Here is a 26,510-nt window from a genome sequence, read left to right as displayed (position 1 = left end):
GATGCATGCAGCCCGTTAGAAGCGTTCGTAGTCGTGCAGGTAGCGCCACTGGCCGACTGGCAGCCCCGCCATCGGCAGTCGCCCGATACGGATGCGCTTCATGCCCGCCACCGTCAAGCCGACCATGCGGCACATGTGCTCCAGCTGTCCCGGCTTGACGCCTTTGGCCGCGAAACGCAGGCGCGTTTCGTTTTGCCAGCTCACCTTCATCGGCGCAATCGGCTTGCCGTTAAACGGCAGGCCATGATTCAGCAGCGCCAGACCGCGCTCGCTGATCGCCCCCGAGACTTCGACGATGTACTCGTTCTCGACGCGCATGCCCTCTTCCACCAGCTTGCGCGCCACGCGGAAGTCCTGCGTATAGACCACCAGCCCGCTCGCCACGGTCTCGAGCGGCGACGCAATCGTCAGGTTGTTCGTATGGCGCTTCAGGAAGCGCACCTGCTTGCCATGATCGGCCGGCACCAGGGTGTCGCCCGTGACCAGGTTCAGCGCCGGCATGCCGTCGCTGCCGATGCCAGCGTTGTAGCCAGCAGGCTTGTGCAGCAGGATGGTCACCGGCGGGATCTCGTCCGCCCTCGCATCCGGGTGCAGCACTACATCCTGTTGGTCGAGCACGCGCATGCCCGGATCTTCCGCCACCGCGCCATCGACGCTGACCCAGCCGCCCGCGATGTAGCGCTCTGCCTCCGCGCGTGAGCATGGAATCATTTCGGCCACGCGCTTGGCCAGGCGAATCGAGGAGTCGGTCATGAATTATTGCGCCAGTCTTTGAAAAATGCGGTGAATACGGCGATGGTGCGCTCGACGTCAAGCGCGCTGACGTCCAGGTGCGTCACCAGGCGCATGCGCGGACCGACCGTGGCGCGGATGCGTTCGCGCTCAAGCGCGGCGCGCAGCGGCTCGCAGGCGGCGGCAGGCACGTCCATCCAGAAGATGTTGGTTTGCGGGGCGTTGATCGTCAGGGCGTCGATGGCCGACAGTCCCTGCGCGAGCGCGGCGGCGTTGACGTGGTCATCGGCCAGCCGATCGATGTTATGCTCCAGCGCGTACAGGCCGGCGGCGGCGAGGATGCCGGCCTGGCGCATGCCGCCGCCGAGCATCTTGCGCCAGCGCTTGCCCTGTTCGATGAATTTCGTCGGACCGCACAATACCGAACCTACCGGTGCGCCAAGGCCTTTCGACAGGCAGACCGACACGGTATCGAAACCGGCCGTTGCATCACGCAGGCTGATGCCTTGCTTGACCGCGGCGTTGCAGATGCGCGCGCCATCGAGGTGGGTGGCCAGGCCGCGAGCATGTGCGAGGCTGGTGGCCGCTGCGATGTAGTCGGCGCCAAGTACGCGCCCGCCGATCGTATTCTCCAGCGCGAGCACGCGGGTGCGCGCGAAGTGGATGTCGTCCGGCTTGATGTAGGCCTCGATATCGGCTAGCGCAATGCTGCCGTCAGGCTGGTTGGCGATCGGCTGCGGCTGGATGCTGCCGAGGACCGCCGCGCCGCCGCCTTCGTACTTGAAGGTGTGCGCTTCCTGTCCGACTAAATATTCATCGCCGCGGCCGCAGTGGACCATCAGCGCAATCAGGTTGGTTTGCGTGCCGGATGGCGCGAACAGGGCCGCCTCGTAGCCGAACATCTCGGCTGCCGTTTGCTGCAATCGATTGACGGTCGGGTCGTCGCCGTACACGTCGTCGCCGACTTCGGCGCGCTGCATGGCGGCGCGCATCGCGTCGCCCGGTTGGGTGACGGTGTCGCTACGCAGGTCGATCCAGTGTTCGCTCATCTTGTTCGTCTCGTGGTGTTATCCGGCCGACATGGTTTCGGCTTCGGCCAGTTTCTCGCTGTAGAAACGCTGGCCCATCTCTTCGAGGCCCAGCGTCGCCAGCACTTCTTGAAGGCGTTCGGTCGGACGCTTGCGCGGCAGGTTCTTGTAGCTGGCGATGATCAACTCGTTTTTCATCGAGTGCTCCCAGCCCACCAGTTCCGTCACGTTGACCTGGTAGCCATGCGCTTCGAGCTGCAGGCAGCGCAGCACGTTGGTCACCTGGCTGCCGAATTCGCGCGTGTGCAGCGGGTGGCGCCAGATTTCGGTCAGCGCGCTCTTGCCCAGGTCCTTGCCCTTGTTCTTGCGCAGGACGCTGGCCACTTCGGCCTGGCAGCACGGCACCAGCACCATGAACTTGGCATGCTTCTTCAGCGCGAAGTCGATGGCGTCGTCGGTGGCGGTGTTGCAGGCATGGAGCGCGGTCACGATGTCGATACGGGCCGGCAGCTGGTCCGACCTGGTCGATTCAGCCACCGACAGGTTCAGGAACGACATGCCGGGGAAGCCCAGCCTTTGCGCCAGTTCGGTCGACTTCTGCACCAGCTCTTCGCGCGTCTCGATGCCGTAGATGCGCGAGCCGTCATCGAGTCCCTTGAAGAACAGGTCGTACAAAATGAACCCGAGATAGGACTTGCCGGCGCCGTGGTCGACCAGCGAAATGCCGGGATGGTCCTGCTCGACTTCCTTGAGCAGCGGCTCGATGAACTGGTACAGGTGGTAGACCTGCTTGAGCTTGCGGCGGCTGTCCTGGTTCAGCTTGCCGTCGCGCGTGAGGATGTGCAGTTCCTGCAGCAGCTCGATGGACTGGCCGGGACGGACTTCCGGCGGCAGACTGACGCCCTGCGGTTTGGTATCAGCGCGCTTCATCGATCCACGCCTGTTGAATCGCTTCCAAAACCTTCTCGCCGCCGCGGGTGCGGTCGTCGTCGAAGCCTTCCAGTTCCACTACCCAGTTATGCAGGTCGACGAAGCGCACGGCGGCGGGATCGACGTCCGGATGCTTGTCGTACAGTGCTTCGGCAATCGCCGGGATATCGCTCCACTTCATTGCGCGCTCCGGTCAGTGGCTTTTTTCAGCCGCGTGATTGATCGTGTACTTCGGCAGTTCGACCACCAGGTCTTCGGTGCCAACGATGGCCTGGCACGACAGGCGCGATACAGGCTCGAGGCCCCAGGCGCGGTCGAGCAGGTCTTCTTCGTCTTCTTCCAGCTCGTTGAGCGAGTTGAAGCCTTCGCGGATCAGCACGTGGCAGGTGGTACAGGCGCACACGCGGTCGCATGCGTGCTCGATTTCGATGTCGTTTGCGAGCAGCGTGTCGCACACCGACTGGCCGGTCGGCGCTTCGAGCACGGCGCCTTCAGGGCAGTACTCGGGATGTGGAAGGATGACGATTTGTGGCACGTGGTTACCTCTTGAATATGTATATGTTCGTTCAGACTTCGTCGAGCTTCTTGCCGGCCAGCGCGCTGCGCACGCTCTGGTCCATGCGGCGCGACGCGAAGTCCTCGGTGCCGTGCGCAAGGTCGGCCACAGCCGAATGCAGCGCCGACTGCTTGGCGGCGACGTTCGCATGATCGAGCGGCGACGCGATCGCGTCGCGCACCTTGTTCATCAGCGCGGCGATCGCAATGCGCTCTTGTTCGTCGAGCAGCGCGCTGTCGGTGTCGAGCGCGGAGCTGGTCGCCAGCAGGATGCGGTCTGCCTCGACTTCTTCTTCGCGCAGCGCGCGCAGCACCATGTCTTCCTTGGCCGAGGTGTACGAGTCCTGCAGCATGCGCGCGACTTCGTCGTCGGCCAGGCCGTACGACGGCTTGACGGTGATCGATGCTTCGACGCCGGAGCGCGTTTCGCGCGCCGATACCGACAGCAGGCCGTCCGCGTCGACCTGGTAGGTGATGCGGATGCGCGCCGCGCCGGCCGCCATCGGCGGAATCCCGCGCAGCTCGAAGCGCGCCAGCGAACGGCAATCGGTGACCAGTTCGCGCTCGCCCTGCAGAACGTGCACCGCCAGCGCGGTCTGCCCGTCTTTGAAGGTGGTGAACTCCTGCGCGCGGGCGCATGGAATCGTCGAATTGCGCGGGATGATTTTCTCGACCAGGCCGCCCATCGTCTCGATGCCGAGCGACAGCGGGGTGACGTCCAGCAATAGCCAGTCGTCGCCTGGGGCGCGGTTACCGGCCAGCAGGTTGGCCTGGATGGCGGCGCCGAGTGCGACCACTTTGTCCGGGTCGATGTTCGCGTGCGGGATGGTCTTGAAGAATTCGGTGACTGCGCGGCGCACGTGCGGCATGCGGGTTGCGCCGCCGACCATCACCACGCCGTCGACATCCTCGACCGATACGCCGGCGTCGCGCATGGCTTTCTTAATCGCGGTCATGGTCTTGCCGACCAGGTGCCTGGTGATATCGGCGAAGACTTCCGCCGTCACGGTGACATGCACGATCTCGCCAGAATTCAGCATCGCGTCGATGGCCGTTTCGTGGTTCGTCGACAGCAGTTCCTTGGCCTCGCGCGCCTTGACCATCACGGTCGCGGTGTCTTCGTCAGACAGCGGCGCCAGCCTGGCTTGTTCGACGATCCAGCAGAACAGGCGGTGGTCGAAGTCGTCGCCGCCGAGCGCGGAGTCGCCGCCGGTGGACAGCACTTCAAACACGCCCTTGGACAGCTTGAGGATCGAGATATCGAAGGTGCCGCCGCCGAGGTCATACACGGCGTAGATGCCTTCGGAGGCGTGATCGAGGCCGTAGGCAATCGCTGCGGCGGTTGGTTCGCTGAGAAGGCGCAGGACATTCAGGCCGGCCAGCTGGGCCGCGTCCTTGGTGGCCTGGCGCTGGGCGTCGTCGAAGTAGGCAGGCACGGTGATCACGGCGCCCACCAGTTCGTCGCCGAGCGAGTCTTCCGCGATCTGGCGCAGGGTGGCCAGGATCTGGGCCGAGATCTCTACCGGACTCTTGATCCCGGCGACAGTCTTGAGCTGCACCATGCCGGGCGAATCCTGGAAATCGTATGGCAGGTTTTCCGCGTAGGCGATGTCTTTGAGGCCGCGGCCCATGAAGCGCTTGACCGACACGACCGTGTTGCGCGGGTCGGTGGTCTGGTGCGGGCGCGCCTTGTGGCCGATGTGCGCGTTCCCGTTCGGGAGGTAGCGGACGATCGACGGCAGCAGCTGGCGGCCCTCTTCGTCGCTCAATACCTCTGGGATGCCGCTGCGGACCGATGCGACCAGCGAGTTGGTGGTCCCGAGGTCGATGCCTACTGCCAGACGGTGCTGGTGAGGGGCTGTCGACATGCCGGGTTCGGAGATTTGCAGAAGTGCCATGTAGTTACCGATTTCTTATTCTATAACGTCGTTCCCGCGCACGCGGGAACGACGCGGGCTAGGCTTCCAGCGCCTCGAAGGCGTAGTGAACCTCTTCGCTGAACTTATCGAGGAACATCAGCGCGCGAACACCTTGCGCTGCCGTTTCAAAGTCGCCCGCATCAAGCTGCGTACCAACCAGCGCCAGGCGCGACTTTCGTTCCTGCTTGACCTGCTCGTCAAGCGCGTCAAGTGCATCGCTGTCCTTCGCCGCCCTCGCCTCGCCCAATGCTTCGCGCCATTCCATCTGCTGCATCAGGAAAGCCATCGGCATCGCCGTGTTCGATTCCGTGTTCAGGTCCACGCCATTGAGCTCGCACAGGTACTGCGCGCGCTTTTGCGGATTGCGCAGCGTCTGGTATGCCTCGTTGGCGCGCGTGGCCCACTGCATCGCGACACGCTTCTCAGCGTCGGTCGCATTGATGAAGCGGTCCGGGTGCACGCGCCCCTGCACGTCGAGGTAGGCCGTATCGAGCGCACCCATGTCGAGCGCGAACGTGGCCGGTAGCTGGAACAGGTCGAAGTGGTTCTGCATAGGTGCGGCTTTCCGACCAGCGGCGCTCAAATGCGGAAGCTTTCGCCGCAGCCGCAGTTGTCCTTGACGTTCGGATTATTGAAGCGGAAGCCTTCGTTCAAGCCTTCGCGCGCAAAATCGAGCTCGGTGCCGTCGATGAACGGCAGGCTTTTCGGGTCGACGAATACCTTGACGCCGTTCGACTCGAACACCGCGTCGTCGGCGGTGCCTTCATCGACGTATTCGAGCTTGTAGGCCATGCCCGAGCAGCCGGTCGTGCGCACACCGAACCGCAGTCCGACACCCTTGCCGCGGCGTTCGATGTAGCGGTTGATGTGCTTCGCAGCTTTTTCGGTCACTGTAATTGCCATGGTATTTCCCTCGCTTTAAGCGGCAGCCGGATGCTTGGTCTTGTAGTCGGCAACAGCTGCCTTGATCGCGTCTTCGGCCAGGATCGAGCAGTGGATTTTCACTGGCGGCAGCGCCAGTTCTTCCGCGATCTGCGTGTTCTTGATCGACAGCGCCTGGTCGAGCGTCTTGCCCTTGACCCATTCGGTGACAAGCGACGACGAGGCGATCGCCGAGCCGCACCCGTAGGTCTTGAACTTCGCGTCTTCGATCACGCCATCCGCGCCGACCTTGATCTGCAGCTTCATCACGTCGCCGCAGGCCGGCGCGCCAACCATGCCGGTGCCGACGTCGCCGTCGTCCTTGCCGAACGCGCCGACGTTACGTGGATTTTCGTAGTGATCCAACACTTTGTCCGAGTATGCCATTTTGATGCTCCTAAAAATTCAGTGCGGTTAGTGGGCTGCCCATTGGATCGTCGAGATGTCGATCCCTTCTTTGTGCATGTCCCACAGCGGCGACAGTTCGCGCAGCTTGTCAACCTTCGACTTGAGCAGGTTGATCGCGAAGTCGATGTCTTGTTCGGTCGAGAAGCGGCCGAAGGTAAAGCGGATCGAGCTGTGCGCCAGTTCGTCGCTGCGGCCCAGCGCGCGCAGCACGTACGATGGCTCCAGGCTGGCCGAGGTGCAGGCCGAACCCGACGACACTGCGATGTCCTTGATCGCCATGATCAGCGACTCGCCTTCGACGTAGTTGAAGCTGACGTTCAGGTTGTGCGGCACGCGGTGCTCCATGTCGCCGTTGACGTAGACTTCTTCGATCTCCATCAGGCCCTTGGCCAGGCGGTCGCGCAGCGCGGTGACGTGCACGATCTCGCTGTCCATTTCTTCTTTCGCGAGGCGGAAGGCTTCGCCCATGCCGACGATCTGGTGGGTCGGCAAGGTGCCCGAGCGCAGGCCGCGCTCATGGCCGCCGCCGTGCATCTGCGCTTCCAGGCGCACGCGCGGCTTGCGGCGCACGTACAGCGCGCCGATGCCTTTCGGGCCGTAGGTCTTGTGCGCGGTGAAGGTCATCAGGTCGACCTTGGTTTTCGCCAGGTCGATGTGGACCTTGCCGGTAGCCTGGGCCGCGTCGCAGTGGAAGATGATGCCTTTCGCGCGGCACAGTTCGCCGATTTCGTCGATCGGCTGGATCACGCCGATCTCGTTATTGACCAGCATGACCGATACCAGGATCGTGTCCGGGCGGATCGCCGCTTCCAGCTGGGCGACTGTGATCAGGCCGTTGTCCTGCGGTTCGAGGTAGGTCGCTTCGAAACCAACGCGCTCCAGTTCGCGCACGGTATCGAGCACCGACTTGTGTTCGGTCTTGAGCGTGATGATGTGCTTGCCCTTGGACTTGTAGAACTGGGCAGCGCCCTTCAGCGCCAGGTTGTTGCTCTCGGTGGCGCCGGAAGTCCAGATGATCTCGCGCGGATCGGCATTCACCAGCGCCGCGACGTGGCCGCGCGCTTCCTCGACCGCTGCTTCCGCCGACCAGCCGTACATGTGGCTGCGCGAAGCCGGATTGCCGAACTGCTCGCGCAGGAACGGAATCATCTTGTCGGCGACCCGCGGATCGATCGGCGTGGTGGCCGAGTAATCCATGTAGATCGGGAAGTGCGGTGCTGGCACGAATTTCTGCTCGAGGTTTTTTTCTGGCGCGTTCATCAAATTACTCCAATATGCTTCAGTTTTGGCCGACAGCCACGTTGTTGCGGTGCATCACCACGACGTTTTGTTCGGCGCTCTTTTGCTTCTGCTGGTCGACCAGGTCTTGCAGCGACACGGAGTCGAGGTAGTCGACCATTTTCTCATTCAGCGTAGCCCACAGCTCGTGGGTCATGCAGCGGGCGCCGGTGGCGGCGTCGGCGCCGTGGCAGGTTTCCTTGCCGCCGCACTGGGTGGCGTCGAGCGGCTCGTCGACGGCGATGATGATATCGGCCACCGTCACCTGTCCGGCGTCGCGCGCCAGGCTGTAGCCGCCGCCGGGTCCACGGATCGACTCGACGATGGCATGGCGGCGCAGCTTGCCAAACAACTGTTCCAGATAGGACAGCGAAATCGCCTGGCGCTGGCTGATGCCCGACAGCGTGACGGGACCTTTGCCTTGACGCATGGCAAGATCGATCATCGCAGTTACAGCAAAACGGCCTTTTGTGGTCAGACGCATCACAACCCCGGTCATGTTAAAATATTGCCTCGGTTCAAACAGATATGCCTCTTGATTACTGCAAGGAAGCATATTAGTTGAACGATTTAGTCAAGTATATCAAATTCCGAACACTTTGTCTCGGAGCCCCCTTCCGGCGACTGGCAAGCCCGGTCGGCATCGGACTCAACATCGGGGTCCGTCCCCGGGGTCTGTCCCCGGGGACGGACCCCGATGTTGAGTCCGATGTGCAGCGCAGCATTTTTCTCCGTAAGTTCCTCTTCCCTGCTTGAGCGCGGTCAGCCTATCCCCCCATTACGTCCCATCGCAGCGGTCGCCGTCGCTACTATCGGCTGGTAGATGAGCTCTACAGTTTTCGGCCCACTTTGCGAGGATGAAATGAAACGTCCAACTCCCGTCTTTTGCGCGACCATCGCCCTGTTTGCAACGGCCCCGGCGATGGCACAAACCGACCAACCAGTCAGCAAGGAAAACACCGCCAAGCGCGGTGCGGCGGCGTACTGGACGGCGGAACGCTTCAAGGCCGCCAAGCCGCTGCCGCTGCCCGCCGCCAAAGTCGGCGAGGTGAAACAGGAAGCCGCGCCGCCCCAGCCGACAGGCAAGCCCGAGAGCAGCGATGCGCAGGCGCCGTCGGTCCAGTCCAAACCGCACGAATTGCGCCTGTACCAGCACGAGAAAAACAGCGAGCTCGGCGGCTAGGTCGAGCCGCAGGCCAACGGCACTTTCGCCGCGCCGTACACCAGCACTCGGGTGTTTCCGGCCTTCACCGGGTCGAGCGCCGGGTTCTCGGCCGACCGCGCTTATCCGTACCGCACTGTCGGCAAGCTGTTCTTCTCGATCGACGGCTCGCCCTGCCTGTTCGGCTGCGGTGATCCAGCGGCGCGTGGTCGCCACTGCCGGCCACTGCGTGCACAGCGGAACGTTCGCGGGCTTCTACGACAACTTCGTGTTCGCACCCTCCTTCCGCGATGGCGTGGCGCCGTTCGAGTCGAGGAACTGGCGCTACGTCATCACGACCGGCGCCTGGGCCAGTGGCGGCGGCGTGCCGAACGCGGCCGACTACGCGATGCTCGAGTTTGACGACCAGGCGATGACCACCGGCGGGCCGTTGACCAAGATCGGCAACGTCACCGGCTGGCTCGGCTGGCAGACCGTGAGCCTGAACCCGAACCACACGTCCAAACTCGGTTATCCCTGCAACCTGGACAGCTGCCAGAAAATGCAGAATGTGATGAGCAACAATTATCGGGCCACCTCGCCGAACAACGTCGAGTACGGCTCGGACGCGCGCGGCGGTTCGAGTGGCGGACCGTGGGTGCAGAACTTCGCGGTGCCGGCGACCAGTGGCGGCGCCGGGTCGAATGCCGCGCAGAATCGCGTGGTGGGCATTACCTCGTACGGCTACCTCAGCGCCGATCCGACGGTCCAGGGCGCGTCGATCCCGGACAGCCGCTGGGTGCAGATCTGGAACCAGATCTGCGCGCGCTCCGGCAACTGCAACTAAGCTTTAGAACTGAGCCTTGCTACGCAGGCGGCTTGCCCGCCTGCAGCAGCCGCATCGGTCCGAACAGCTCTTGCATCCCCGCATGATTGATGAAGGACAGGTTGTAGGGATGCTCGGAGCACACCTGCGGGAACCGCGCGGTTTCCGGTAGCTGCTTCAGTTGCTCGGCGATCTTTCCCCACAATACGAGCGTCGGCAGGGGCCGCGCGTTGTCGGCCAGCGCGGCCAGCACTGTCTGCAGGAAAGGCAGCCATGCGCGCGCCTCAAGCACGGGTTTGACGTGCGGGCGGAACACCAGCGCCGCATTCAGCAGCAGGAAGCCATGGCGGCCCAGGTTGCCCTGCAACTCCGCGAGCGTGCCGATGGACGCGCCTGCCAGCGCACGCTCGGCAACCGGCTGCATCGCCGTGCCGCCGGCGCTGGCGCCGTCGAGCTGGCCATCGGCCACCAGCAGCATCTTCATGAAATTGCGCAGCGACGTGGCCTTGTTCACCGGCTTGGACAATCCGGTCGCGCACCACAGGCTGCCGACCGCGCCGTCCATGAAGCAGACCCCGGTCGCGCTCTCGGCGCGCGGATACGGCCCCTCGCCCACCAGCACGTAGCGCACCCCGGCCAGCGGCTGGGCGAAGGCGGCAAAGATCCGCTGCCCGGTCGGCAGGTAGTGGTCCGCGGCCAGGGCCGGCAGGTAGGCCGGGTTGGCGCGCGCGACGGCCTCCAGCCCGCTGACCAGGTGGGGCCGCCACGACGGGTCGGCGAGCGACAAGGCGTCGAGCAGCGCTTGGGGGACTGGATATTCAGGCATCGGCGGTATGGCTTTGGAAAGCCGGAATTGTATCGCGTGGCCTTGAAACGAGGCGATTTCAAGCAAGCGTCGGTGTTTTGAATTTCAAGGCATTATGACAACACCATACGGAGGACCGGATATCGCCGGTTCGCATGTCTAACGTTCGTTACGGAGGTTCAGATGCAAATAATTTCTGAAGTAATGACCCGCGAAGTACGCAGTATCTCGCCGGAAGAAAGCGTGCGCCGCGCAGCGCAATTGATGGATGAGCTGAACGTCGGCTCGCTGCCAGTGTGCGACGGCCCGAAACTGGTCGGCATGATCACCGACCGCGATATCACGATCCGCTCCACCGCTGCCGGCCAGGCGCCGGAATCCACGCGTGTCGGCGACGTGATGAGCACGCAGGTGCGTACCTGCCATGAGTCGCAGTCGGTTGACGAAGTGCTGAAGGAGATGGGCGACTCGCAAATCCGCCGCGTACCCGTGGTCGACCAGGCGTCGCACACGCTGGTGGGCATCGTCTCGCTGGGCGACTTCGCCACGCGCCATGCCGGTCCGACCGATGAGGCGCTGGAAGAAATCTCGGCGCCGTCCGAAGGCAGCCGCGCGACGTTGAACTAAGCCGTAGGTTCGGCGGAGGCGCGGCCCCTTGGGAGCGCACATCCGCCGCTTTGAATTAACGGTACACCAGCACCGGCAACTCGCTGTGCGTCAACACCTTCTGCGTAACGCTCCCCAGCAATAAGCCGCGCATCCCGCGCCGTCCATGCGATGCCATCGCGATCAGGTCGCAATGCCGGTGATTGGCTGTCGCAATGATCGCATCGTACACATCGTCGGAACGAATCACCACCGTGTCGAACGGCACGCCGCCTGCCTGCGCCTGCTGTTCGATCTTCATTAATACCTTGCGCGCCTGCACCTCACTTTCCTTATCGTACTGTTCCTCGGTGTCTTCGAGCATGTCGGCACGGTAGGTAAAAGTATGGAATGGCGGCACCACGTGCAGGCCGGTGATTGTCGCCCCCGTTTCCCGAGCCAGCTGTACGGCGGACTGGATTGCCACGTCTGAACTGTCCGACCCATCGGTGGGCAGCAGGATGTGCTTGAACATAACCCCTCCTCGTCGTTATCGATGCGAATAACTTAGTGTGTTCCTTTGAGGGGGTGAACGCAACTGACACACATCAAATCGAACCGGGGCGCCGAATCGACACGTTGGCCGCCGCTTATTCGGCGTCCGGCTGCTTCGACGGATGGGCTGCGGCGAATCCGGCGCGTTCGCCGCATGCTGCGTGGATGCGGGCGATGGTCGGGAAGCGCGTCATGTCGACCTCGAAGCGCAGCGCGTTGAATACCTGCGGCACCAGGCAGCAGTCCGCCAAGGTTGGCGTGTCGCCATGGCAGAAGCGTCCGGTCGCGGGCGATCCGGCCAGCATGGCCTCCAGCGCCGTGAAGCCTTCGCTGATCCAGTGGCGCGACCAGGCGGCCTTGGCCTCGTCGTCCACCGTCAACTCGTGCACCAGGTACTTCAGCACGCGCAGGTTGCCGAGCGGGTGGATGTCGCACGCCACCGTCAGCGCCAGCGCGCGCACGCGCGCACGGCCAAGCGGATCGGCCGGCATCAATGGGACCGCCGGATGGGTCTCGTCGAGGTATTCGATGATCGCCATCGATTGCGTCAGCGTGGCGCCGTCATCGATCTCCAGCGACGGAATCATCGCGGCAGGATTGACCGCGCGGTAGGCCGGCTGCAGCTGTTCGCCGCCGCTGCGCAGCAGGTGCACCGGCACCGCTTCGTACGCGAGGCCCTTGAGGTTCAGCGCGATGCGGACGCGATAGGCGGCGGAGCTGCGGAAGTAGGTATACAGTTTCATCGCTGGCGGCCCTCGTAGTGCGCGACCGTCTGGTCGATCGCGCCGAAGATGCTGGCGCCCTGCTGGTCGAACATCTCGATGCGGACCGTATCGCCGAACTTCAGGTACGGCGTCTTCGGCGCGCCCTGTTCGATCGTTTCGTACATGCGCACTTCGGCCAGGCAGCAGTAGCCAACCCCGCCGTTCTCGATGCTCGACCCGTGCAGGCTGCCCTGCTTGTTCGACACCGTGCCCGAACCGATGATGGTGCCGCCGGCGAGTTCGCGCGTGGCTGCGGCGTGCGCGACCAGCTGGGCGAAGTTGAAGGTCATGTCGTCGCCCGCGTTGGGCTTGCCGAACGGGCGGCCGTTCAGCTGGACATTGATCGGCAGGCGCAGCTTGGAGTCCTGCCATGCGTCGCCCAGTTCGTCCGGCGTCACGCACACTGGCGAAAACGCGCTGGCCGCTTTCGACTGGAAGAAGCCGAAGCCCTTGGCGAGTTCGTTCGGGATCAGGTTGCGCAGCGAGACGTCGTTCACCAGCATGACCAGGCGGATCGCCTTCGCGCATTCGTGGACGCTGGCGCCCATGGCCACTTCGCCGGTGACGACAGCCACTTCGGCTTCGAGGTCGATGCCCCACTCTTCGGACAGCGCGAAGATCGGGTCGTGCGGGCCGATGAAGGAGTCGGAGCCGCCCTGGTACATCAGCGGATCGGTGTAGAACGAGGCCGGCACCTCGGCGTTGCGCGCCTTGCGTACCAGCTCGACGTGATTGATGTAGGCGGAGCCGTCGGCCCACTGGTAGGCGCGCGGCAGCGGCGAGTGGCACAGCGTTTCGTCGAACGGCTGCATATCCCAGGAGCTGTCGTCGTTCAGGCTTTTGTAGACCGTCTCGAGGCGCTCGACGACCAGGCCCCAGTTATCCAGCGCGAACTGCAAGGTCGCGGCGATCTTCGGGACCTTTTGGCAATGGCGCAGGTCGCGGCTGACTACGATCAGCGAACCGTCGCGGCCACCGGCTTTTAAAGTAGCGAGTTTCATTGCTGTCCTCAGTATTTTTTCGCGTCGGCGGAAGTGTGCATCCAGGCCGCGTGTTTCGGCGCCTTGCGCGTCTCGGCCCACTCGTTCAGCATGTCCCACTTGACGTCGTCGAGCTTCTTCATCATCTCGGGCGTGCCGGTGTTGACCGACAGTTCGAGGCGGTGGCCGTTCGGATCGAAGAAGTAGATCGACTTGAAGATGGTGTGGTCGGTCGGGCCGATCACGTCGATGCCATCGGCTTGCAGGCGCTCTTTGGTCGCCAGCATCTCGTCCATCGAAGCGACTTCCAGCGCCAGGTGCTGGACCCAGGCCGGGGTGTTCTGGTCGCGTCCCATCGGCGCTTGCGTCGGCAGCTCGAAGAACGCCAGCACATTGCCCATGCCGGCGTCGAGGAAGATGTGCATGTATGGGTCGGGCGCGCCGGTCGACGGTACGTTGTCCTCCGCGATCGCCAGCTGGAAGTCCATGTTGAGGTACTTGCCGTACCACTCGACGGTCTGCTTGGCATCCTTGCAGCGGTACGCCACGTGGTGAATTCGTTTGATCTGCATGGTGGTCTCCATTCCAATCCGCTATTAAAGGACAAAACGAACTATCATACAAACAATATTTATCTCGCCATTTATCAGCACATCTTATGAATCCGACCCTGCGCCAGATGCGCGCGTTCATCTTTTTGGCCCGCGCGGGCAGTTTCACGCTTGCGGCCGAGTACATGCACGTGACGCAGGCAGCACTGTCCGGGCTGATCAAGGAACTGGAGCAGACCCTTGGCGTGCGCCTGGTCGACCGCAGCACCCGCAAGATCGCCCTGACCGACATCGGACGCGAGCTTTACCCGCTGTTCTCGAAGATGATCGACGACCTTGACGGCGCGTTGCACGACGTAGCCAATCATACCAAGCTAAAAAAGGGCATGGTGCGCATCGCCGCGCCGCAACTGATGGCCTGCACGCTGCTGCCGGAAGTGATCGCCGCCTACCGCGAAGCGTATCCCGACATCCAGGTCAAGCTGGTCGACTGCGCGGTGGAGAATGTGAATGCGCGCGTGGCCAGCGGCGAGGTCGATATCGGCATCGGGCCCGAGCGCGATCCGGCTGCGCAGATCGACGCGAAGGTCCTGTTCGAGATGCCGTTCGTGCTGGTGTTCCCGCAAGCGCATCCGCTCGAGCAGCGCGAGCGCGTGACCTGGCAGGACCTGGCCGACTATCCCTTAATATCGCTCCAGGGCCAGTTCACCGAGCGCCTGCTCAGCGACATGCACAGCTCCCTGCGCGACGTCCCGCTCAATCCCGCCAACGAAGTCACTTTCATGACGACAGCGCTGGCGATGGTCGCCGCAGGTCTGGGCGTCACGGTCTGCCTTCCGTATGCCGAACCGCTGGTGAAGCTCCACAAGCTGCACATGCGCCAGTTGCACGAGCCGGAACTGACGCGGCGCTTTTTCGTCTACACGCGAGAAAACCGTTCGCCCTCGCCGGCCGCCGAAAGCTTCATCGCCTTCCTGCTGCGCTTTGTCGAAGCGCATGACTGGAATATGCCGACGCCAAACGTCGGCTGAAGCGCTCGTTATAATGGACGCTGGTTCAAACAGGGTAAGCACCATGTCACACAACACCATCGCCATCAACCAGCGCATGGACAAGTTCGACGGCCACCACCGCGTGTGGCTGTTCGGTTACGGCTCGCTGATCTTCAAGGCGGATTTTCCGTTCATCGAGCGGCGTCCGGCCCATATCGACAACTGGACGCGGCGCTTCTGGCAGGGTTCGCACGACCACCGTGGTACCGAGACTGCGCCGGGGCGCGTCGCGACGCTGGTGCCGCAGGAAGGCGCGCGCTGCGCCGGCATGGCGTACCTGATCACGCCCGAGGTGTTTGCGCACCTCGACCATCGCGAAAAGAACGGCTACCTGCGGCTGGCCATCGACATCCATTTTGAAGCAGGCGGCAGCGAGGAAGGACTGGTCTACATCGCGACAGAAGACAATGCGGCCTTCCTTGGCGAAGCGCCGGAATTGGATATCGCACGCCAGATCGCATCATCGCGCGGGCCGAGTGGAGCGAATCGGGATTATCTGGTGGATCTCGCGCATGCGCTGCGTGAAATGGGGCTGGACGATCCGCACGTGTTTGAAATTGAGCAGCATCTGGCGCAGCTGGACTGAAACCGCTATTTGTGAGCCCGGGACTTGACTGTATCGACGGATTCACAGCCCTCTACGAAAACAAATCGAGCTGCCCCGCCGCGTTTCCGCTTCGCTTACCGGCAGTCGTCGGCACCACCAGCGGACGGCGGAACCGCGACGTATCCAGCTCGGCAAAGCGCCCGCTCGTCATATTCATGCCCAGCCGCTTCACCGCCTTTTCGAATCGCTGCCGGATCAGGTCGGCCCATACGCCCTCCCCGTGCATGCGCAAGCTAAAGTCGCTGTCGTAGTCTTTGCCCCCGCGCATTTCGCGGACCCGGTTCATGACGCGCCGGGCGCGGTCCGGAAAGTGCGCCTGCAACCATTCCTGGAACAGCGGGTTGACTTCCCACGGCAAGCGCAGCACCACGTAATGCGCACTCAAGGCGCCTGCCTCACGCGCTGCTTCCAGCACGCGCTCCAGCTCCGGCTCGGTGACGAACGGGATCACCGGCGCCACGCTGACCCGCACCGGTATGCCCGCCTCAGTCAATGTGCGGATCGTCCGCAAGCGGCGCGCGGGCGCTGCCGCCCGTGGTTCAAGCGTGCGCGATATTTCCGGATCGAGCGTGGTCAGGGTGATCGCGGCAATCGCCTGCTTGCGCTCGGCCATCGGCGCGAGCAGGTCGATGTCGCGTTCGATCAGCGAATTCTTGGTGATCAGTGCGGCCGGATGCTCGCACTCGTTCAACACCTCAAGCACGCGCCGCGTAATGTTGAACTCGCGCTCGCAGGGCTGGTAGGCGTCGGTGTTGACGCCGATCGCGATCGACTCGGGCACATACGATGGCCGGGAAAGTTCTCGCCGCAGCAAGTCCGGCGCGTTGACCTTGGCGAAAATGCGGCTTTCGAAATCGAGGCCCGGCGACAGCCCGAGGTAACTATGCGTTGGACGCGCGAAACAGTAGATGCAGCCGTGCTCGCAACCGCGATACGGGTTCAGCGAAACGTTGAAGGGAATGTCTGGCGAAGCATTGCGGCTGAGGATGGTCTTTGCGAACTCGTCGGTGACGTGCGTCTTGAACGGCGCGGGCTCGTCGCCATCCTCGTCATGCGTCCAGCCGTCGTCGAACGACTCGCGGCCATTGACTTCGTACCGGCCCTGGATATTCGATACAGCGCCGCGTCCCTTGCGCGCCGCAAGCGGACGCGGAGGAAGCATCACGTGCTCTTCGCAATTTTCGTCGGGACCGGCCATGGAAGCGCCTCAATACTGTACATTCATCCAGTATTCTACGCCTACCCAATCGCGATTTCAAGCGCGCGCGGCGACTGTGGCGTATTGGCCCACAAAGGCGTCGAAACCGTCGAGGATCGGCTGGAATTTCTCGAGGCTGCCCTCCAGCTGCATCAGCGCGTAGGCCGCCGCTTCCAGTGTCGACAGCTGGTCGGGCGCATGGGCCTTGCGGATCCGGTAAAGCGACGGGGGAACCTGCGTGAGCGGCAGGCGCGGCAGTTCCTGGAGCAAGCGGTTCAGGTACAACATCTTGCGGCTTTTTCGCCAGGTGCCGTCGAGCACCACCAGCCGCAGCGCCGACCGATCGCGCTGGCCGACCGTGTCGAACGAAGGCGGCGGCGCCAGGCCAAGCGAGCGTTCGCCCGGCATGTCCGGATACAGCAAAACAGGCTGCCTGCCGCCACCATATAAGAGCGCGTGCAGCGCTGCCTCGTCGAACACCTCACCCACGACAAGCGCGCTGCCCGGCAGGCTCAGGTGCAACAAGCGCGCACTGCCCTTCGCGTTCGCCACCTCAAGCGGGTGCTGGAGGATAAGCACGTCGACGCCGCCGGCAACCGGCGCGGCGAAGTGGCAGATGCAGGTTTTGCTGGGGCGCAGACAGGCTGCGCACATCAGGCGTTTGGTCGGGGCGATATCGGGCATGGTGTGGAGCCGGCAAAATTTGCCGGCGTGGAAGGTCGCCCGATTATAGCAAGCGCCTTATGCCCCGGCTTTCTGGCGGTCCCTCACCGTCTTCATTGCGCCGCTCCACGAGACGACTTCATCCAGCATCGCCGCGACCGACTTCTCATGGTGCTCGCCAGGCTTGAACGTTGTAAAGTTTTCGAAGTCGGAAAACAGCGACAACATTACCTGCGAGCGCACGTCGGCAATCTTTATCTCGCCCATGACAAGACGCAGGCTTTCCACCGCCCGCGCACCGCCGGCGCTGCCGTAGCCGACAAATCCCGCCGCCTTGTTGTTCCATTCGGCGAACAGGAAGTCGATCGCATTCTTGAGCGCACCGGAAATCCCGTGGTTGTACTCCGGCGTGACGAACACAAACCCGTCGTACGAGCCGATCTTCGCCGCCCACGCCATGGTGTGCGGTTTCGAATACTGGCCCATCGACGGCGGCACCGGTTCGTCGAGCAGGGGCAGGTTGAAATCCTGGATGTCGATCAGTTCGTAGACGGCATCGTTACGCAGTTTGGCAATGTCCATCACCCACTTCGCGACATCCAGCGCTTTCCGGCCGGGCCGTGTGCTTCCGACAATCACCCCAATCCTGATCATGATCCCCATCCCTTCAGCAACGTTAATCGTTTGAAAAGTGTAGACGAAACACGCTTCGAGGCGCGCCGCGTTGCCTCGTGGACAGCTTTGCAAAACAAGCACTGCAAGCCGCGCAACAAAGCGCAATCATTTCGAAAAATAGTGGAAATCCTTGCTCAAAATTATCAATCGTCCATTGCTCCCAGAAATTCACATGCCTAGAATCATTACATTCCAATTGGCAATCCAATGCACCGGGAGCCTGAAATCGTTACCGCCACGCTTCGTTTTCGTACTGCCGCGCGCAGGCTTGCTACTGCCACCGTCACGTGCCTCGCGCTGACGCCCCTATTGGCAATCGAGCAAGAGCTCCCGCTCGATTACCGCCTCAACGAACAAGTCATCATGGTGCCCGCCGGCCCGCAGGGCGAGGCGCGGCTCCAGACCACCGTGTTCCGCCCAAACGGCGATGGCCCGTTCCCGCTGCTGATCATCAATCACGGCAAGGAACCGGGCGATCCACGCGGCCAGGCGCGCGACCGCTTCATCTTCATGGCGACCGCGTTCGTCAAGCGCGGCTACGCGGTGATGGTGCCGATGCGGCGCGGCTTCTCCAATTCCATCGGCGCCTACGTCGACCACGGCTGCGACATGCGCGCCAACGGCTACGGCCAGGCCCACGACATCAAGTCGACCATCGCATATGCGCGCAAGCAGAAGTGGATCGACGACCACCGTATCGTCGTGGCTGGCCAGTCCTACGGCGGGCTGGCGACGGTGGCAATGGGGACCGAGGTGATTGAAGGCGTGCGCGGCCTGATTAACATCGCCGGCGGCCTGCGCGACGATGGCGCCGGCTGCGACTGGCGCGCGGAGCTGGTCAATGCGTTCGCCAACTACGGCGCGAACAACAAGATCGCCAGCTTGTGGATGTACGGTTTTAACGACTCGCTGTTCGGGCCAAACCTGGCGGCGCGCATGCATGATGCGTTCGTGCGTTCGGGCGGCCAGGCGCGCCTGATCGCCTTCGGCCCGTTCAAGCGCGACGCGCACGGGATGATCGCAAGCCGCGACGGCGAAAAAGTGTGGTGGCCGGATACCGAACGCTTCCTGCAGCAGATCGGCATGCCGACCGAGGAAGTGTTCAGCATCGCCGATGCGCCAGCAGTGCCGAAGACTGACTACGCGACGGTCGACGACATCGACGCGGTGCCTTACCTGGGCGAAGCGGGACGCGCGGCGTATCGCGAATACTTAAGCAAGATGACGCCGCGCGCGTTTGCGGTGTCGTCGAACGGCGCGTGGTGCTGGGCCGAGGAAGGTGAGGCGCCGGAGAAGCGCGCGCTTGCCACCTGCGCCAAGAGCAGCGGACAGGATTGCAAGCTGTATTCGGTGGACGATTACGTGGTGTGGCAGGGGCCGCGCATGCCGGTTGTCGATGCCGATGAGGGACAGCTGGCGTCAACCGCTACCGGCGGCGCGGGTATCAGCGAGGCCGAGGCAGACGCGCCGCGTTGACCCAATTCGGCGGATGCGCGGTCCCTTGGGAGCGCACTTATCCGCCATACGGCCTCACGACGCATCCGTCGGTTTAATTCCCGGCCCACTTCTGCAATTGGCCAACCGTGGCGGTCACGCCGCCGCACACGATCGCCAGCACATTCTTGTACTGCGCGAGCGAGCCCGCCGCATCGTACGCCACGGCCAGCGATGCGCCGCACGCCGGCTCCACCACAACGCGGTGATCATCGATGAACCGCAGGCACGCCCGCACCGCGTCCGCATCCGACACAACGATGCTGCGCACCGGATGCTCCCGCGCATAGGCGAAGGCCTGCTCCGCAACCTTGCGAGCGCCCAGCGAAGTCGCAATGCTCGAAATACCCGGCAGCTCGATCCGCTCGCCCGCCGCGATCGACTGCGCGAACGAATCGGCGCCGACCGTCTCCACCGCCACCACCGGAACATCGTTCCAGCCATTGCGCCGCAAGCCCTCAACCACGCCGCACAGCAGCCCGCCGCCACCGACCGACAGAACCACGGCATCGGGCTTCACGCCCGCAGCGGCCACTTCGTCGATCATGCTGGCGTGGCCCTGCCACAGCAGCGGATCGTCGAACGGGTGGATGAACGCATCGGCGCCGGTCACCATCGACTGCGCCAGCGCGTTCGCTTCCTGGAACGATGCGCCGTGCACGATCACTTGCGCGTTCTCGCGGGCGATCAACTCCCTGGCCCGTTCGGTCGTGGTCTCGGGGACGACGACAACTACGGGCACGCCAAGCCTGCGCCCCGCATACGCGGCCGCGATGCCGGCGTTACCGCCGGACGACGAGATGAACCGCGTGGCGCCGCGCCGCACGTACTCTTCGCATGCGAAGCCGATACCGCGGATCTTGAATGAGCCGGGCGGCTGCATGGCTTCCATTTTCAGCCAGACCGACTGGCCATCGCGGGCGGACATCGCGCCCGATTCGAACAAGGGTGTTTGCAGGTGAAGCGGCATGGTTCAGGCGTACCTTGGAAGCTGGCGTTCAACGGCGGCGCCGACCGCGCCGGCGAAGCGCGCGGGCTCGTCGACGTACAGCGCCAGCATTGGCGTGCCGGGCTTGAAAGCATACCCGAAACGCTCGGCCCCGACCACGGCGTCACCGCGCAGCGTGAGCAGCACATTGGGTCTCTCGAACGGCGACACCACGCAGGCATCCTCGACCACCAGGTCGGCGGCAGTCAGCGGCACGCACGACACCACGTCGGCAAGCGCGATATCGGCGGTAAAGCGTACGCCGACTGCGAGTGCGAGAACATCATCGGTCACGGCGTGTCCGGCCTCGTTCAGCAGGCGGCGCTCGCCAGCCAGCATCACCAGCAGGTACAGCGCCGGTCCGGCGATGCAGGCAACGCCGATCAGCAGCGACTTGAGCGAAGTGCTCCATCCGGTCAGCAGCACAAGACCGAGGGCGGCCAGCGACGCCACCGCCAGCGCGGCGGCCGCCGAAAGCCACCCGCTGCGCGCGCCATCGCACACGCTGAAGCGCGGGCCGCGCGCGAGGGGGACGCCACGCAGCGCGCGCCAGAACCCGCCATAGATTTTGATCTCGGTGCGCGACCAGCCCTGCATCCACACGGGCATCGCCGACATGGTCGCCCTCTCGATACTCTTGATCGACACCCGCGCATCGCCCTGCGCCTTCAACGCCGCGCGGCCGCGCCTCAGCGCCAGTGCGATGCGGATCACCACGTATGCGGTCAGTGCCCACCCGGCGATGGCCCATCCGATGTGTTCTTCCGAGCCGGAATGCCCCCTGATGAGGTAGCCCAGCCCGACGACGGTGAGCGTTGCGGCCACTTTCAGGACGAGGCGGAGCTTGCTTGACATGGGCAAAACCTGTGAATAGTTATGGGCAGAAACACGACTGTGCCTTGCCAATAGCAATTTGGCAACCAGAATTCGGGCCATCCGACCAGGTGATCGCCCCAAGGCCAGGGCTTTCGCGCGCGGCGCCATCGTGCATCAGGACCGATAAGTCTTGCGTGTAGCGTGCGCATCGCTCCGCAGGCATCAACCGCGCCGTGTTGAATGACGCACAGACGGGGTGGGATGCCAGGGCCAAAGTCGTCGTTCGAAACATCATTTTGGCAAATTTTCAGGAGTAATCATGCGCACAAACCCGACCCCACGCAAAGCAGGCAGCAAACCGATTCCAGGCGCCACCGAGATGGACGCGATCGCTCTCTTGACGGAAGACCACGCGAAGGTCAAGGCGATGTTTGAGCAATATGAAGGCCTCGGCGACCGCGCCCATGCGACCAAGCAGAAGCTGGCGATGCAGATCTGCACCGAGTTGACCAAGCACGCCACCGCGGAAGAGGAAATTTTCTACCCTGCCGTGCGTGAAGCAAGCAAGGAAAACGAAGACCTGGTCGACGAGGCGACTGTCGAACACGCCGCCGCCAAAGACCTGATCGCACAGATCATGTCGATGGACTCGACCGAAGAGCTGTTCGACGCGAAAGTAAAAGTGCTGTCCGAACAGATCGAGCACCACGTTGAGGAAGAAGAAGGCCAGATGTTCCCGAAAGCGCGCAAGGCTGGCCTGGACCTGGTCGCACTGGGCGAGCAAATCCAGGCGCGCAAGGACGAGATCGATATTCCGCAGCGCATGGATTAAGCTTCACGCCCCCCCGTCAGCCAAACGCAAAAAGCCCAACCTGTGAAGGCTGGGCTCTTTACATACTGCTGAATTCTGGCTCCCCGACCTGGACTCGAACCAGGGACCTGCGGATTAACAGTCCGTCGCTCTACCAACTGAGCTATCAGGGAAAAGAGGCCGCATTATAGCTGGCCAAAACAAAATTGGCGAGAGGAAATCATCAAATTATCCGAACCCGGCAACGGCGGGCCGCGGACGATTCTTGCATCGTATAATCTTGCTGCATCGAAACGCGCCGGATCGGCGCAGTCATAGCAAAGTGAAAACAATGGACGACGCCATCCGGCGCATCTTGTCATCCAAGCTTACCCGCAGCGCCGGAACATACGGGCCGTGGGCTTTGCTGCTGTTTGCCTTCCTCGTTGACCTGAACACCCCGCTCGGCTTTGCCGTCTGCCTCGGCTACGCTCCTGCGGTCCTGATGGCCACGCTGACCCGCAAGCGCGTCGCGGTGGCGGCAGTCGCTCTCGCCAGCATGGTGCTGACCCTGGCTGGCACCCTTCTGCCTCCCCCCGCCCTGCCCGGAACGCCGGACATTTATATCGCTGCCCATCGCGCCCTGGCGCTGCTTGCGATCGTCGTCTGCGCCTGCATCGCGCTGTTCGTGATCCGGCTGGTCGACCGGTTTGCGGCGGCAAAGCAGATGCTCGACATGGCAAGCACCCTGGGCAAGTTGGGCGGATGGCGGGTCGACCTGAACGACGGCCGGGTCCACTGGTCCAGCGAAGTGGCGCGCATCCATGGCCAGCCGCCGGGGTACGCGCCGACCGTCGAGGAAGGAATCGACTATTACCCGCCTGAGTACCAGGACCTGGTCAGGCAGCGCCTTGCCGCCTGCGGCGAACACGGCACGCCTTTCGCCGAGGACATGAAGATCATCACGCGCCAGGGCGAGCGGCGCTGGGTACGCGGGGTCGGCCGCGCCGTCCGCAACGATCGCGGGGAAATCATTGCGGTCCAGGGCGCGTTCCAGGATATCGACGACAGCAAGTCCATCGAAACGCAGCTGCGCCAGAGCGTGGCCTCATGGCACAGCCTGGCCGAGTCGATGCCAATGGCGGTCTGGACCGCCAGCCAGGATGGCGTCATCGACTACGCCAACCAGCTGCTGCTCGACTATTCCGGCATGGCCAGCCCGGACCTGGCCAGCAAGGGCTGGCTTGGCATCGTCCATCAGGACGACCGTGCCAGTGCCGGCGAGGCCTGGATTCGCGCCGTGCAGAACCATGAGTCATACGAAACGCAATTCCGGCTGCGCCGCCACGACGGCGCCTACCGCTGGCACCTGGCCCGCGCGGCCTACGTAGCCGACCCAGTGGCGGGGCTGGACAAATGGTACGGAACTCTGGTCGACATCGACGACCAGATGTGCCTGCAGTACGAAGCCACCTCGCTGGCGGAGCGCCTGACGGCGACCATGGAAAGCGTTGGCGACGCCATTCTTATTCTCGACAGCCAGTGGCGGGCCGTCTTCATCAACCGTCACGGCGAGGCCATGCTCCACATCAGGCGCGAAGAGCTGCTCGGCGAATCAATCTGGACGAAATTCCCTGAAGCGGTCGGCTCGACCCTCGAAAAGGAATACACCCGCTGTGTCGAACAACAGGTCGCGGTCAGGTTCGAGGCGTATTTCGCGCCCTTGCAGAAACACTTCGAGATCAATGCCTATCCGGCGCCGGACGGCCTGACCATTTACTTCCGTGATATTACCCGGCAGCGCATGCTGGCCGAGCAGATGATCCAGGTGCAAAAGCTGGAATCGCTCGGGCGGCTGACCGGCGGCGTGGCGCACGACTTCAACAACCTGCTGACCGTCATCCTCGGCAATGCGGAAATGCTGGTCGAGCAAGCCGCACCTGGCGCGACCGAGCGCGTGCTCGCGGAAATGATTTTCGGCGCCGCCCAACGGGGCGCGGCGATGACCCAGCGCCTGCTCGCCTTCGCCCGCAAGCAGGCGCTGGAGCCGGTCCCGTCCGACCTCAACGCCCTCGTCAGCAACACCGACCAGCTGCTGCGCCACACGCTGGGCGGCCACATCGACATCGGCATGGTGCGCGCGGCCGGCCTGTGGCTGACCCTGGTCGATCCCGGGCAGCTGGAAAGCGCCCTGCTCAACCTCGCCATCAACGCCAGGGATGCGATGCCCGACGGCGGCCGCCTGACCATCGAAACGGCCAACGCGCGCCTGGACGAGGCCTACGCCGCCAGCCACAGCGGGGTCGCGCCAGGCGAGTACGTGATGCTGGCGGTATCGGACGGCGGCAGCGGCATCGCGCCGGATCAGCTGGCGCGGGTGTTCGAACCCTTCTTCACCACCAAACCGATCGGCAAGGGAACCGGGCTCGGCCTCGCGATGGTGTATGGTTTCGTGATGCAATCGAAAGGCCATATCGCGATCTACAGCGAACTCGGACACGGCACCACGGTCAAAATCTACCTGCCCCGGCTGGTCAACGCGGAGTTGCCCGCGACGCCGGCTGGTACGCCGGAACGCGTCCAGGTCGGCAACAAGCAACTGATCCTGCTGGCCGAGGACGATGCCATGGTGCGCACCTTCGCCCGTGGCCAGCTCGAAGAGCTCGGCTACCGCGTGATCGAGGCCGCCAGCGGCGCCGACGCGCTCGAACTGCTGCACGGGCGCGCCGACATCGAGCTGCTGTTCACCGATGTAGTTATGCCCGGCGGCATGAGCGGGCGCCAGCTGGCCGACGCCGCCCAGGCCTTCCGACCTGCACTGCCGATCCTGTACACCTCGGGTTACACCCAGGACGCGATTATTCATCATGGCCGCCTCGCCCCCGGCGTCATGCTGCTCAGCAAACCTTACCGCCGCGCCGAGCTGGCGCAAAAGGTGTCCGCCGCCCTGGGCGCCGCGGCCGTCGCCGGTAACATGGAAACGCAATGACCGGGTGCCGCCTGCTTATTCTTGACGATGACGAATCGATTGCGCGGACCGTCGCGCTGATCGCCGGATCGGGCGGCGCGCAAAGCCGTGTCTGCACCGACGCCCACGAATTCCTCGACCTCGCACGGTCGTGGAACCCAAGCCATTTGTTTGTCGACTTGCAAATGCCGCAGATGGACGGCTTGCAGGTGCTGAGCGAGCTGGCCAGCCGCGGCTGCCCGGCCCGGATCATCATCAGCAGCGGCGTCGGCGCACGCGTGCTGGAGGCGGCCGTGCTGTCAGCCAAGGAGCTCGGGCTCGACGTCTGCGGCATGCTGCCCAAGCCGTTCCGGCTGAATGAATTGCGCGCGCTGCTGTTCGACGCCGGCGGCGCACCCGCCAAAGCTGCGGACGCCCGAGGGCCGTCGCCATCGCCGGTGTTCATGCCCGCCGCGGCCGACCTGGAAGTGGCGCTGGCGCAGAAAAACCTGTTTGTCGTCTACCAGCCGAAAATCCACTGCTCCACCGGCCGCGTCAGCGGCTTGGAAGCGCTGGTGCGCTGGCAGCATCCTGACCACGGACTGGTCACGCCCGACCGCTTCATCCCGCTTGCCGAGGGAGCCGGGCTGATCGATGGCATCACGCTCGCCGTGCTCAACGACGCCCTGCCCTGGTTTGCCAAATGGTCGTCCGACTATGAGGAACTGGGCGAGCTGACCCTGTCGATCAACATTTCGGCGCGCAGCCTCGGCCGTCCGGAATTAATCGACACCATCGTCGCCCTGTGCGAGCGAAGCGGCGTCAGCCCTTCGAAGCTGATTTTCGAACTGACCGAAACTGCCGCCATGGACGAGCCGGTTGCCGCGCTGACCCTGCTCACGCGCTTGCGCGTGCACGGCTTCATGCTGTCGCTGGACGACTTCGGCACCGGCTATTCGTCGATGCTGCAACTGGTGCGGCTGCCGTTTTCGGAACTCAAGATCGACCGCTCGTTCGTGGCCAGCGCCGCGACGTCGCAGGAATCGCGCGCGGTGATCCGCTGCATTACCGATCTTGGCCGCAGCCTGGGCATGAAGACCACCGCCGAAGGCGTCGAGGACAGCGCCACCCACACCTACCTGCAGGAAATCGGCTGCGACCTGGCGCAGGGCTACCTGTTCTCGCGTCCGCTCACGCCGATGCTTCTGGCGAACTGGATGGACAAGCACCTGGAAAAGGTCGGCGGCAACTAAACAAACGCTGCGCGCACAATGCAAAAAGGGCCACGTTTTTCAACGTGGC

30 protein-coding genes and 1 tRNA gene are annotated in these 26,510 nt (G+C 63.6%); 9 read left to right on the top strand and 22 right to left on the bottom strand.

The window, feature by feature from the left end; genetic code table 11:
* Nucleotides 1-15 precede the first annotated feature (15 nt).
* From HHL21_RS00495 to iscR, 11 genes are read right to left on the bottom strand one after another with little or no spacing between them, the layout of a single operon-like run.
* Entirely contained in the window at nucleotides 16-753 is a 738-nt protein-coding gene (locus HHL21_RS00495) for an rRNA pseudouridine synthase (RefSeq protein WP_169463323.1), read from the bottom strand.
* Nucleotides 750-1,781, bottom strand: a complete 1,032-nt coding sequence (gene ltaE, locus HHL21_RS00490; protein WP_169463322.1) for a low-specificity L-threonine aldolase — start codon at nucleotides 1,779-1,781, stop codon at nucleotides 750-752. The genes HHL21_RS00495 and ltaE overlap by 4 nt, the downstream gene beginning before the upstream one ends.
* An 18-nt stretch (nucleotides 1,782-1,799) precedes the next feature.
* Complete coding sequence (locus HHL21_RS00485) at nucleotides 1,800-2,690, bottom strand: class I SAM-dependent methyltransferase (RefSeq protein ID WP_169463321.1); 891 nt, start codon at nucleotides 2,688-2,690, stop codon at nucleotides 1,800-1,802.
* A complete protein-coding gene (gene iscX / locus HHL21_RS00480; RefSeq protein WP_169463320.1) occupies nucleotides 2,677-2,871 on the bottom strand; it encodes a Fe-S cluster assembly protein IscX in 195 nt (64 codons plus the stop codon). The genes HHL21_RS00485 and iscX overlap by 14 nt, the downstream gene beginning before the upstream one ends.
* Nucleotides 2,872-2,883: 12 nt before the next feature.
* Nucleotides 2,884-3,225, bottom strand: a complete 342-nt coding sequence (gene fdx, locus HHL21_RS00475; RefSeq protein WP_169463319.1) for an ISC system 2Fe-2S type ferredoxin — start codon at nucleotides 3,223-3,225, stop codon at nucleotides 2,884-2,886.
* 31 nt (nucleotides 3,226-3,256) lie between these two features.
* Nucleotides 3,257-5,143, bottom strand: coding sequence for a Fe-S protein assembly chaperone HscA (gene hscA / locus HHL21_RS00470; protein ID WP_169463318.1), 1,887 nt, complete (start codon nucleotides 5,141-5,143; stop codon nucleotides 3,257-3,259).
* A gap of 58 nt (nucleotides 5,144-5,201) precedes the next feature.
* Nucleotides 5,202-5,717 (bottom strand): Fe-S protein assembly co-chaperone HscB, encoded by a 516-nt coding sequence (hscB, locus tag HHL21_RS00465; protein ID WP_169463317.1) that lies wholly within the window; start codon nucleotides 5,715-5,717, stop codon nucleotides 5,202-5,204.
* A gap of 26 nt (nucleotides 5,718-5,743) precedes the next feature.
* Nucleotides 5,744-6,067: an iron-sulfur cluster assembly protein IscA gene (gene iscA / locus HHL21_RS00460; RefSeq protein ID WP_131429296.1), complete on the bottom strand. Its 324-nt coding sequence runs from the start codon at nucleotides 6,065-6,067 to the stop codon at nucleotides 5,744-5,746.
* Nucleotides 6,068-6,082: 15 nt separating this feature from the next.
* Nucleotides 6,083-6,472, bottom strand: coding sequence for a Fe-S cluster assembly scaffold IscU (gene iscU, locus HHL21_RS00455; protein WP_119812564.1), 390 nt, complete (start codon nucleotides 6,470-6,472; stop codon nucleotides 6,083-6,085).
* A gap of 27 nt (nucleotides 6,473-6,499) precedes the next feature.
* Nucleotides 6,500-7,753, bottom strand: a complete 1,254-nt coding sequence (locus tag HHL21_RS00450) for an IscS subfamily cysteine desulfurase (RefSeq protein WP_169463316.1) — start codon at nucleotides 7,751-7,753, stop codon at nucleotides 6,500-6,502.
* Nucleotides 7,754-7,772: 19 nt separating this feature from the next.
* Nucleotides 7,773-8,255, bottom strand: coding sequence for a Fe-S cluster assembly transcriptional regulator IscR (iscR, locus tag HHL21_RS00445; protein ID WP_169463315.1), 483 nt, complete (start codon nucleotides 8,253-8,255; stop codon nucleotides 7,773-7,775).
* Nucleotides 8,256-8,633: 378 nt separating this feature from the next.
* Here iscR and HHL21_RS00440 point away from each other — a divergent pair, with 378 nt between their 5' ends.
* Nucleotides 8,634-8,954, top strand: coding sequence for a hypothetical protein (locus tag HHL21_RS00440; RefSeq protein WP_169463314.1), 321 nt, complete (start codon nucleotides 8,634-8,636; stop codon nucleotides 8,952-8,954).
* A gap of 184 nt (nucleotides 8,955-9,138) precedes the next feature.
* Nucleotides 9,139-9,759, top strand: coding sequence for a trypsin-like serine peptidase (locus HHL21_RS00435; protein ID WP_169463313.1), 621 nt, complete (start codon nucleotides 9,139-9,141; stop codon nucleotides 9,757-9,759).
* 19 nt (nucleotides 9,760-9,778) lie between these two features.
* Here HHL21_RS00435 and HHL21_RS00430 read toward each other — a convergent pair whose 3' ends face one another.
* A complete protein-coding gene (locus tag HHL21_RS00430) occupies nucleotides 9,779-10,564 on the bottom strand; it encodes a uracil-DNA glycosylase family protein (RefSeq protein WP_169463312.1) in 786 nt (261 codons plus the stop codon).
* 162 nt (nucleotides 10,565-10,726) lie between these two features.
* Between HHL21_RS00430 and HHL21_RS00425 the strand changes: the two genes are divergently transcribed.
* On the top strand, nucleotides 10,727-11,170 hold the full coding sequence (locus HHL21_RS00425) for a CBS domain-containing protein (protein ID WP_169463311.1): 444 nt from the start codon (nucleotides 10,727-10,729) through the stop codon (nucleotides 11,168-11,170).
* 55 nt (nucleotides 11,171-11,225) lie between these two features.
* Here HHL21_RS00425 and HHL21_RS00420 read toward each other — a convergent pair whose 3' ends face one another.
* The 4 genes from HHL21_RS00420 to HHL21_RS00405 form a co-directional block, all read right to left on the bottom strand.
* On the bottom strand, nucleotides 11,226-11,663 hold the full coding sequence (locus HHL21_RS00420) for a universal stress protein (protein WP_169463310.1): 438 nt from the start codon (nucleotides 11,661-11,663) through the stop codon (nucleotides 11,226-11,228).
* A 115-nt stretch (nucleotides 11,664-11,778) separates the two neighbouring features.
* Nucleotides 11,779-12,426 (bottom strand): maleylacetoacetate isomerase, encoded by a 648-nt coding sequence (gene maiA, locus HHL21_RS00415; protein WP_169463309.1) that lies wholly within the window; start codon nucleotides 12,424-12,426, stop codon nucleotides 11,779-11,781.
* Nucleotides 12,423-13,448, bottom strand: a complete 1,026-nt coding sequence (locus tag HHL21_RS00410) for a fumarylacetoacetate hydrolase family protein (protein WP_169463308.1) — start codon at nucleotides 13,446-13,448, stop codon at nucleotides 12,423-12,425. The genes maiA and HHL21_RS00410 overlap by 4 nt, the downstream gene beginning before the upstream one ends.
* Before the next feature lie 8 nt (nucleotides 13,449-13,456).
* Entirely contained in the window at nucleotides 13,457-13,999 is a 543-nt protein-coding gene (locus HHL21_RS00405; protein WP_169463307.1) for a VOC family protein, read from the bottom strand.
* An 86-nt stretch (nucleotides 14,000-14,085) separates the two neighbouring features.
* Between HHL21_RS00405 and HHL21_RS00400 the strand changes: the two genes are divergently transcribed.
* Complete coding sequence (locus HHL21_RS00400) at nucleotides 14,086-15,009, top strand: LysR family transcriptional regulator (protein ID WP_169463306.1); 924 nt, start codon at nucleotides 14,086-14,088, stop codon at nucleotides 15,007-15,009.
* Between the two features lie 43 nt (nucleotides 15,010-15,052).
* On the top strand, nucleotides 15,053-15,616 hold the full coding sequence (locus tag HHL21_RS00395) for a gamma-glutamylcyclotransferase (RefSeq protein WP_169463305.1): 564 nt from the start codon (nucleotides 15,053-15,055) through the stop codon (nucleotides 15,614-15,616).
* 52 nt (nucleotides 15,617-15,668) lie between these two features.
* On the opposite strand, the gene HHL21_RS00390 is transcribed toward HHL21_RS00395, so the two are convergent.
* Genes HHL21_RS00390 through HHL21_RS00380 form a run of 3 tightly spaced genes read right to left on the bottom strand, consistent with a single transcriptional unit; the run spans nucleotide 15,669 to nucleotide 18,278 of the window.
* Nucleotides 15,669-16,835 (bottom strand): PA0069 family radical SAM protein, encoded by a 1,167-nt coding sequence (locus HHL21_RS00390; protein ID WP_229495767.1) that lies wholly within the window; start codon nucleotides 16,833-16,835, stop codon nucleotides 15,669-15,671.
* Between the two features lie 57 nt (nucleotides 16,836-16,892).
* Nucleotides 16,893-17,519, bottom strand: coding sequence for a tRNA-uridine aminocarboxypropyltransferase (locus HHL21_RS00385; protein WP_169463304.1), 627 nt, complete (start codon nucleotides 17,517-17,519; stop codon nucleotides 16,893-16,895).
* A gap of 57 nt (nucleotides 17,520-17,576) precedes the next feature.
* A complete protein-coding gene (locus HHL21_RS00380; protein WP_229495753.1) occupies nucleotides 17,577-18,278 on the bottom strand; it encodes an NADPH-dependent FMN reductase in 702 nt (233 codons plus the stop codon).
* A gap of 204 nt (nucleotides 18,279-18,482) precedes the next feature.
* On the opposite strand from HHL21_RS00380, the gene HHL21_RS00375 reads away from it, so the two are divergent.
* Nucleotides 18,483-19,649, top strand: coding sequence for an alpha/beta hydrolase family protein (locus HHL21_RS00375; protein ID WP_229495751.1), 1,167 nt, complete (start codon nucleotides 18,483-18,485; stop codon nucleotides 19,647-19,649).
* A 73-nt stretch (nucleotides 19,650-19,722) separates the two neighbouring features.
* Here HHL21_RS00375 and HHL21_RS00370 read toward each other — a convergent pair whose 3' ends face one another.
* Together HHL21_RS00370 and HHL21_RS00365 are read right to left on the bottom strand one after the other, a co-directional pair.
* Nucleotides 19,723-20,637: a pyridoxal-phosphate dependent enzyme gene (locus HHL21_RS00370; protein ID WP_169463302.1), complete on the bottom strand. Its 915-nt coding sequence runs from the start codon at nucleotides 20,635-20,637 to the stop codon at nucleotides 19,723-19,725.
* 3 nt (nucleotides 20,638-20,640) lie between these two features.
* Nucleotides 20,641-21,510 (bottom strand): hypothetical protein, encoded by an 870-nt coding sequence (locus tag HHL21_RS00365; protein ID WP_169463301.1) that lies wholly within the window; start codon nucleotides 21,508-21,510, stop codon nucleotides 20,641-20,643.
* 280 nt (nucleotides 21,511-21,790) lie between these two features.
* Here HHL21_RS00365 and HHL21_RS00360 point away from each other — a divergent pair, with 280 nt between their 5' ends.
* Complete coding sequence (locus HHL21_RS00360) at nucleotides 21,791-22,303, top strand: hemerythrin domain-containing protein (RefSeq protein ID WP_229495735.1); 513 nt, start codon at nucleotides 21,791-21,793, stop codon at nucleotides 22,301-22,303.
* A gap of 76 nt (nucleotides 22,304-22,379) precedes the next feature.
* Here the strand turns inward: HHL21_RS00360 and HHL21_RS00355 are convergent.
* Nucleotides 22,380-22,455 (bottom strand) — tRNA-Asn (locus HHL21_RS00355).
* Nucleotides 22,456-22,613: 158 nt separating this feature from the next.
* Between HHL21_RS00355 and HHL21_RS00350 the strand changes: the two genes are divergently transcribed.
* A complete protein-coding gene (locus HHL21_RS00350; RefSeq protein ID WP_169463300.1) occupies nucleotides 22,614-25,250 on the top strand; it encodes a PAS domain S-box protein in 2,637 nt (878 codons plus the stop codon).
* Entirely contained in the window at nucleotides 25,247-26,461 is a 1,215-nt protein-coding gene (locus tag HHL21_RS00345; RefSeq protein ID WP_169463299.1) for an EAL domain-containing response regulator, read from the top strand. Before HHL21_RS00350 ends, HHL21_RS00345 begins: the two co-directional genes overlap by 4 nt.
* Nucleotides 26,462-26,510: the final 49 nt, after the last annotated feature.

Source organism: Massilia polaris (genome assembly GCF_012927275.1).
GTDB lineage: Bacteria > Pseudomonadota > Gammaproteobacteria > Burkholderiales > Burkholderiaceae_D > Telluria_A > Telluria_A polaris.
Note: the sequence above shows the minus strand (reverse complement) of the source record. Positions and strands in the feature narration are given on the sequence as shown.